This is a genomic window from Paenibacillus zanthoxyli JH29, from assembly GCF_000520715.1.
In the GTDB taxonomy this organism is placed as follows: Bacteria; Bacillota; Bacilli; order Paenibacillales; family Paenibacillaceae; genus Paenibacillus_AQ; species Paenibacillus_AQ zanthoxyli.
The window spans coordinates 1-8,268 of the sequence record NZ_ASSD01000595.1; the positions used below are offsets into that span (position 1 = coordinate 1).

Below are 8,268 nucleotides of genomic sequence, written 5' to 3' on the forward strand. Positions count from 1 at the left end.
CAAAATACAAGGAGTTGATACCGTAGACCATAACCATCGTGCCGAGCGTCGCGATAAAAGGAGGAACATTAAGCCTGGAGACGATCAAGCCGTTGATCAGACCGCATAACAGACCGGCCAGAATGGCAATGACAATCGGAACGATGAGCCACATTTGCGGCAGATCCGGGAAGAAACGGCGCGAATAATCCGGGATTTGCAGCATTGAGGCGGAAATAACCGCCGTCAGGCCCACAACCCGCCCTGCGGACAAGTCCGTTCCGGCCGTGATTAGAATAAAGGCGACGCCCAGGGCGATAATGACCCGTGTGGACGATTGAATCAGAATATCACGGAGTGTATTGACCGACATGAAGCTCGGCTCGTAAACGGCGATACCGAGAATCAGGACTACGAGTACGAGATAGATGGCATTTTGGGTAATAAAGCCTTGCGCTTTTTTGGCGTTCATTAGATTTTCCTCCTCATAGATGGTCCTGAATCAATGCTGGGCGGCCAGACGCATCACATCGGTTTCCGTCGCTGAGGCGCCGTCCAGGATGCCGGTCAGTCTGCCCTCCGACATCACCATGACACGGTCCGACATTCCAAGCAGCTCGGGCATTTCGGAGGAAATCATAATGATGCTCTTACCCTGCTTCGCCAGATCGGCGATGATCGTATATATTTCAAATTTCGCCCCGACGTCGATCCCGCGCGTCGGTTCGTCCAGCAGCAGGATCTCCGGCTCGGTAAGCAGCCATCTGGCCAGCAGCACTTTTTGCTGATTGCCCCCTGACAGATTCATAATCTGCGTTTTCGTGGTCGGCGTCTTCGTGCGGAGCTTTTCGATCATCTTGTCCACTTCCGTTTTTTTCTTCTTCCCGTTCAGCAGAAAGTACAGTTTCTGATAGCGCTCCAGGTTAGCGATAGCGCCGTTCTCATGGACGGACAGCACCGGGAAAATACCGGTAACGCGCCGTTCCTCCGTCAGCAGAGCTAGACCGTATTTTTTCGCATCCTGGGGAGAATGGATCTTGACCGGTCTGCCTCCGATGGAGATCGTTCCGGACTTCAGCGCCCGCAGGCCGAACAGCGCTTCGATCACCTCCGTCCGCTGCGCTCCCACCAGACCGCCGACACCAAGAATTTCCCCTCTCTTAAGCTCGAAGGAGACATCCTTGAACGATCTCGGGTCCGTGGAAGTAAGTCCTTCAACCTTCAAAAATACTTCGCCCGGCACATTGAAGCGCTCGGGGAATCGGTTGGTCAGATCGCGCCCGACCATACGGGAGATAATCAGATCGGTCGTCATTTCCGCCGCCGGCCAGGTGCCGATTTTTTTGCCGTCGCGCATGATCGTAACCTCGTCGGAGATTTCCAGAATCTCTTCCATTTTGTGGGATATATAAATAATGGCAACGCCTCTTTTTCGTAGATCCCGGATAATCCGGAACAAATGCTGCACCTCTACACTCGTCAGGGAAGACGTCGGTTCGTCCATGACAATGACACGGGAGTTGAAAGAGACGGCTTTCGCGATTTCGATGGATTGGATTTTCGATACGGACAGCTTGCCCACAAGGGTTTCCGGGTGCAGATCAATATCCAGATCCTTGAACAGCTTTTCGGTATCCGCAACCATTTTTTTGTGATCAATAAATTGAATCGGGCCCAGCCCTTTGGTCGGGAAGCGTCCCAGCCAAATGTTTTCCATAACGCTGCGGTGCGGCACCGGGTGCAGCTCCTGATGGATCATCGAAATACCGTTGTTAAGCGCATCATTTGAATTTTGGATGACCGTCTTCTGACCGTCCAGAAAAATCTCGCCGCTATCCGGCGAATAAATGCCGAACAGGCATTTCATAAGTGTGGATTTGCCGGCCCCGTTCTCGCCCATCAGGGCATGAACACTGCCGGGTCTGACCTTCATGGTCACGCCGTCCAGCGCCTTGACGCCCGGAAATTCCTTGGTGATATTGTTCATTTCCAGCAAAAACTCGCTTTGAGCCATCGTGTTACGCCCCCTACGCTTTTTTTCTGTTCCATGAGAGGCACAGCGGTTCCATCCTGTCTCCTGCATGACAAGGAATACCGGAGAGCGGCGGTCCGCTCCCCGTTCGTGCAATCTGCCTAGCCCCAAGCCGCAAAAAGCTTATTTCACCTCGGATGCGTTGTCTTTCGTGATCTTTTTGTAAGAGATCCATACATACTGGTTGTCGGAAATGTCGAAGCCCACATTGTCTTTGGTCGGAGTTTCGCCGCCTGCCAGCAGAGCGGCCAGCGTAATCGCAGCCTTGCCTTGGCTCTTCGCATCGTTAAGCACGGTTCCGAGCATCGTTCCTTCTTCCAGCGCCTGAACGGCAGGAGCAGTAGCGTCAACGCCTACAACCGGCATGAACTTGCCGCCGCTGAAGTAGCCTGCTGCTTTCAATGCTTCGATCGCGCCGAGCGCCATATCGTCATTGTTGGCCAATACGGCTTCAATCTTGTCGCCATGCGAGCCGAGGAACGCAGCCATTTTCTCTTGGCCTTTTACGCGGTCCCACATGGCGGTATCTTCGGCCAGCTTCTCTACCTTGATGCCGGCTTCTTCAATCGCTTGAATCGAATACTTCGTGCGCAGCTCGGCGTCTTGGTGTCCCGGCTCGCCTTTGAGCATCACATACTGCAGCACGCCGTCTTTGTTCTTGTCGGCTTCCGGATGAGCCTTCCAGTAATCGACGATAAGCTGGCCTTCCAGTGTGCCGGACTCCTCCGCTTTGGCGCCTACATAATAGACTTTATCCCACTTCTTCATATCTTCAGGAAGCGGTTCACGATTCAGGAACACGACCGGAGTGTTGGCCGCTTTTGCTTTATCGATGATCACGCCCGCCGCCGTCCGGTCAACCGGGTTGATCAGCATGCCGTTGTATTTCTTGGTAAGGAACAGATCCACTTTATCGTTCTGTGTAGGCTGAGAGTTCTGGCTGTCCACGATGTCCACCTCGGCGATGCCCTTGGCAGATTCCTCAATCGCGTTGCGGACACCCGTCATAAAGGTATCATCGAATTTATAAATGGCTACGCCGACTTTAGGAGTTTTGGCCGAATCGCCGCTATTTGCGGAAGAGCCGGAATTCGTTGCCGCAGAGCTGCCGGAGTTTGCCGAATTATTATTGCCGCCGCAGCCTGCCAGAGCAGCACCAAGTAATGCGCTTGCGAGTAATACGGAAGTAATTTTTTTCATGGAAATTTGACCTCCTGGTTTTTTTCTTATTGTTCTTTGCCCCCGCCGCTTCCGGGCACATTCTTATTATGCGGGAGATGTAAGCGCTTGCGAATATAAAATACTCCTCTGTTTTAGCAAAATTCTCATATCATTTTCCTATGCTTGTCCTCCTTACGCAGACAAAAAACGGCTTTTTACCGGGTAATTGTACGGGTGGAGCGGACTTTTACGCAAAAAAAGGTTTGGGCAGACCTCTTCCGTCCGCCCAAACCTTTCTATGCTCCGCCGCCCTGTAAGGCTGCGGCCGCCTACTGTTATTCCGCCTGCTCACGGTCCAGAAACGACCGGTTCTTCCGTTTGTTCTCGAACGCAATCAGCTTACCGACCGCGTCCTCGACTGTCCCTCTGCTGGAATACACTGTAATTCCAATCTGCTTCAGCCTCTGCTGCGCTCCCGGCCCGATCTGAAGCACAAGCACCTTGCTGCAGTCCTTCAGCATATCGACCGTCTTGCTGAGTTCATCTGTGTGATGCTCTCCCTCCGCCCGCGTGGTTACGTTGTCGCGGACTTCCAGCAGCGTCCATGCTCCCTCATCGCTGACTTCATAAATATAAAACCGCTCGCTTCGTCCAAAATGCTGATCGACTATCTCCCCGTCGCTGCTCCCAACCGCCAGTTTGTAAGACATTGTGTATTCTCCTTCCTAAATTGCCGCCTCAAGCCTTCTACCTGAAACTCCGCACGGCATACGGCCGCCTTGACGCGGCACTGCGTAGCGAAATTCTAGCATGAAAGCTGCAAATCTATCAATGAAATTTACCGCACGAACGGGAACAGCAGCTTCTGATTTTCCGGCCACAGCATATTACCCAGATCAATCAGCTTCGTCCCCGTATCGACCCGCTCCGGCACCTTGACGCCCTGAAGGATTTCCACGGCATTCTTGACCGCCAGATAACCGTTGCTGAACGGGTTCTGGATAACGGCAGCCTGCACAACACCTTCCTGAATCTGCTCCATCATGGCAGGGGAGCTGTCGAAAGCGACCATCTTGATGCTGCGGAGACCGCGCTCCTGAAGCACAGCCGCGGCTCCTTGCGACGCCGTCTCGTTCAATGCCGCGATGCCGCGCAGGTTCGGATGCTTGATCAGCATCAGCCGCGTAAGCTCTTCGGCTTCCGCCGTGACGGAGGGCGTATAGGAAATGTCCACCACATGCACGGACGGGTAACGGGCGACGTAATTCAGAAATCCCTTTTCCCGTTCATCGGCGTCCCGCGCACCGTAATCGATATCGTTATCCGATCCGCTCTCCTGCTTATCCGAAGTGTTCGTAAAGTTCAGAATGCCGATTTCGCCGGAACCGTTCAGCAGCTGAACGAGCCGTTCTGCGGATTTCTGCCCCGCTTTATAGCCGCTGGAGCCAATGTAAGTCGTCACTCTGGCCGATCCGACCTCGGCATCGACGGAAATGACCGGAATCCGGTAATAGGCCGCTTTGTCGACAACCTGGGCCAGACCCATATAGCTGCTCGCCGCAAGGATGATTACGTCCGCCTGCTCCTTGATCGAATCTTCAACCATGGCAATCTGCTCCTTCACATCGCTCTCCGTACCTGGGGCCTTGAAGGTCAGCTTCACGTTGAATTCCTTGGCGGCGGCCTCCGCACCCATTTTTACCGTGTTCCAGTAATCACCCCTGTTCATTTTCACGATCATGTGGATGTTGCGGGTCTTGTCTACCGTAATTCGCGGCGTGGACGATCCCGAGCAGGAGGTCAGCGCCGCCGCAAGGATGCAGAGAAACATAGTCAGCCATCCCCGTATCCTTTTCATAGGGATTTCGCCCCTTCCTTCACCGTTTCGCCGTCTTCTCCATCATGAGCCGGAAAAGTAACCGTTACCGTAGTGCCTTCTTCAAGCTCGCTCTCAAAGGATAGGCCGTATTCCCGCCCATAGTACAAGCGGATTCGCTCATGCACGTTGCGTACGCCAACGCCGGACCCGCCTCCGCTTTTTACAGCGCCCTTTAAAATATTTTTCAGCATGTCCCCGCTCATTCCAAGGCCGTTGTCGCTGACCGTTATCACGACCAGACCGTTCCGCAGCTCCGCCGCTATATGGATGAACCCCTCATCGGGCATCATTTCGATGCCGTGATACAGCGCATTCTCGACAATCGGCTGAAGAATCAGCTTGACGGTGAGGCAATTCAGCACTTCCGGCTGCGCCTTGATCTCGTAGCGGAATTTATTTTTGAACCGGAAGCTTTGGATGACAAGATAATGGCGGATATGATCGAGCTCCTCCCGGAGCGTAATAATATTCTTGCCCTTGCTGAGACTAATGCGAAAAAACTTAGAGAGCGACTGGATCATCGTCACAACCTCCTCATTCTTGCCGCGTTCGGCGTGCGCACGGTGATAAACCGCTTCTCCCCCATGGATTCGTCTAGATAACTGCGGTAGGCGTACTCCAGCACCGGCTCCACATTCTCATATTTCAGCCCGGCGTAAATAAGCTGCTGCTGCGGATGGTATACGATATTCCCGAGCGAATCCAAAATATAGGCATAGCCTCTTTTCCCCAGCTTGACCTGCTTGCTCAGCTCGTCAATGGTGCGAAAGTTGAAGTCGACCAGCAAAATCCCTCTCTTGCTTGTTCCGTGATCCGTATAAGAGATCATTTTGCTCATGGACACGACCCAGACGTAACGTTTCTTGAATAAATTCTGGACATGCGGCTGGGAAAAAGAGATTGCTCTCGTCTTCTTGGGAGCATTGAACCAGCTTTGTTCCTCCATTTGGGTGTTGCGCCTCATCGGCGCGGACGGAATGTCCAGCACAAGGCGGCCTTCAGGCGTGAAGACGGCAATGGACACCAGATCCTCCCTTGATTCGAGCAGTGTGGACAGGCTCTCTTGCAGCATCAGGGAATCAATGGACCCATTCTGCCCGATCTGCTGCTCCGCTTTCTCGTAAATATTGCGCATGCCGTTCACATACAGCCCCAGGTTGTAATTGACCTGCTCAATAATCTGCTGCATATTCAGGCTCGCATTCTCCTCCGCCGTCTTCGCGAACTTGTTGTACAGCGCAAAGCTGACGATAACCGTTACCAGCACGGCGATCGAAGTCAGGGTTACCGTCAAAATTACTTGAATGCTGGCCAGCTTGGAGGTGAATTTGCCCCTGTGTGTGCCGCGCGCCTGCGGACGAAGCGGAAAGCGATTAGCCGGCTTTTGAGGCATGGGTTACCCTCCTCTGGCGCCGTTCTTGTATTCTTTGGGTGACTGGCCGAATTTCTTCCGGAAGCAGAAGCTGAAATAGTTCGGATCGGCAAAGCCGATTTTTTCCGCGATTTCAAAAGCCTTTAGCTCCGTCGTGCGCAGCAGCTCCTTGGCCGCTTCAAGCCGGATTTGCAGGAGATAGTTCACGAACGTCATTTTGGTTTCTTTTTTAAAAATACTGCTGAAATACCCGGTGCTGATATGCAAATGCTGGCATACCTTGCCGATCGAAATATCGGTTTCCTGGTAATGGCTCTTGATAAAATCTTTCGCCTGCTCGACCAGCTGCTTGTAACTGGACTGCCGCTCCAGGGCGATATGGTTCATCAGCCGGGTGCAGATATCAATAATCCACTGTTTCGCATCCTCCATATTGTTGAATTTGTTCATATCCATCAGGGACATGATGCCAGAGCCGAAAAGCTCGTTCGTCTCCCCTCCAGACTCTTTGGCCATCCGCAAAATGGAGGTGATAATCTCCAGCAGAAAAATGCGGTATTCGTTCGCGATCACCTGACTTCCGTCAAGACTTCCGAACAATTCGTTGATGATCTCCTCCAGCTCCTGTACGGTACCCAGCTTGACGGTCCGGATAAGCGACTGCTCGCTCCATTCGTCATAGACGGGCGGGCGGCTGGTACGCGACTCGACGTCTTCAATCCAGATCACCCGGTTATTGCCGAGGATAAGCCGGTAGTCCAGCGCCTGAAGCGCATCCGCGAATGAGCGTGACAGCAGCTCCGGCGTCCGGCAGACCGTTCCCGCGCCGATGGTGACGGTCAGCTTAAGAAATCGCTGCACGTTCTGGCGGATTTCCTCCAGAATGGCCAGAGTCCTGCCGGTAATCTCGCTTTCATCCGTTCCCGTGCGGGAAGACAGCATGACCAGATCGTCGCGGTGGATAAACACTCTGCCGAAGCCGTGCTTTCCGCAAATTTCTTCGGCAATGTTAAGTACGGCGAACAGCTGGAGATTGCGGTCGCCGGTACCGCGCAGGGAGACCGGATGACCCGGGCCCGAAGCTTCCGGTTCGCGAATATAGTCCAGACTGATAACAGAGGGCTGAAACCAGTCTCCGGAGAGAGAAATGCCGTACTCTCTGCTCTTTACCGCAATTTCTTCCGGCCGCAGTCTGCGCGACACGAGCGAGGAAAGAAACTGTTCACGCAGTACCGGCAGACTTTTGCGGTAATGTTCGCTGAGCACATGAATGTTTTCCCTTTCGGCGATTTCCGAATCAAGGGCTCCCTTGACCTTCAGCAGCACATCAATCAGTTCCTGAGAAGAGAACGGTTTCAAAATATATTCATCAATTTGCAGCTTGATGGCGCGCTGCGCATACTCGAATTCGTCATAGCCCGTCAAAATAATGATTTTGGTGCCCGGGTAACGGCTGCGGATATATTCAGCGAGCTGCAATCCGTTCATAAACGGCATCTGAATATCGGTGACGACGACGTCGGGCAGCAGCCGGTCGACGAGCTCCGCCGCTTCCTTGCCGTTCTCCGCCTGGTCCGCTACCTCAAAGCCGCAGCGTTCCCAGTCGATCTGCCCAATGATCCCCTCCCTGACATCCGCTTCATCTTCAGCCAAAATCAATTTGTACAACACCTGATCCTCCTCACAAACGATAAAGTATGCGCTTTCATTTCTATTGTAAGGCTGACGGACTCATAATACAAACAAGAAGAAACCGAAAAATGCACCACGGCCGCATAGGACGGAAAAATCTTTTGGCCTTTGCTTTCTCAAAAAAAACTACGTCTGCCCAATTAACGAACAGAC

General features: G+C 53.0%; 8 protein-coding genes. All 8 read right to left on the reverse strand.

Annotation, left to right across the window (positions count from 1 at the left end; all coding sequences use genetic code 11):
- Window positions 1-451, reverse strand: a 451-nt coding sequence (locus L691_RS0123120; RefSeq protein WP_025692660.1) for an ABC transporter permease subunit, incomplete at its 3' end; no start/stop codon positions are given.
- A 30-nt stretch (window positions 452-481) separates the two neighbouring features.
- Window positions 482-1,993 carry a sugar ABC transporter ATP-binding protein gene (locus L691_RS0123125; RefSeq protein WP_025692661.1) on the reverse strand — a complete coding sequence of 504 codons (1,512 nt, stop codon included), beginning with the start codon at window positions 1,991-1,993 and terminating at the stop codon, window positions 482-484.
- A gap of 141 nt (window positions 1,994-2,134) precedes the next feature.
- Window positions 2,135-3,211, reverse strand: coding sequence for a galactose ABC transporter substrate-binding protein (locus L691_RS0123130; protein ID WP_025692662.1), 1,077 nt, complete (start codon window positions 3,209-3,211; stop codon window positions 2,135-2,137).
- A gap of 296 nt (window positions 3,212-3,507) precedes the next feature.
- Entirely contained in the window at window positions 3,508-3,882 is a 375-nt protein-coding gene (locus L691_RS0123135; protein WP_025692663.1) for a NifB/NifX family molybdenum-iron cluster-binding protein, read from the reverse strand.
- 128 nt (window positions 3,883-4,010) lie between these two features.
- Window positions 4,011-5,030: a substrate-binding domain-containing protein gene (locus tag L691_RS0123140; protein WP_025692664.1), complete on the reverse strand. Its 1,020-nt coding sequence runs from the start codon at window positions 5,028-5,030 to the stop codon at window positions 4,011-4,013.
- Window positions 5,027-5,572 carry a sensor histidine kinase gene (locus tag L691_RS34095; protein ID WP_051459440.1) on the reverse strand — a complete coding sequence of 182 codons (546 nt, stop codon included), beginning with the start codon at window positions 5,570-5,572 and terminating at the stop codon, window positions 5,027-5,029. Before L691_RS34095 ends, L691_RS0123140 begins: the two co-directional genes overlap by 4 nt.
- Before the next feature lie 2 nt (window positions 5,573-5,574).
- Window positions 5,575-6,444 carry a cache domain-containing protein gene (locus tag L691_RS34100; RefSeq protein WP_051459441.1) on the reverse strand — a complete coding sequence of 290 codons (870 nt, stop codon included), beginning with the start codon at window positions 6,442-6,444 and terminating at the stop codon, window positions 5,575-5,577.
- 3 nt (window positions 6,445-6,447) lie between these two features.
- Complete coding sequence (locus tag L691_RS0123150) at window positions 6,448-8,091, reverse strand: response regulator transcription factor (protein WP_025692665.1); 1,644 nt, start codon at window positions 8,089-8,091, stop codon at window positions 6,448-6,450.
- Window positions 8,092-8,268 lie beyond the last annotated feature (177 nt).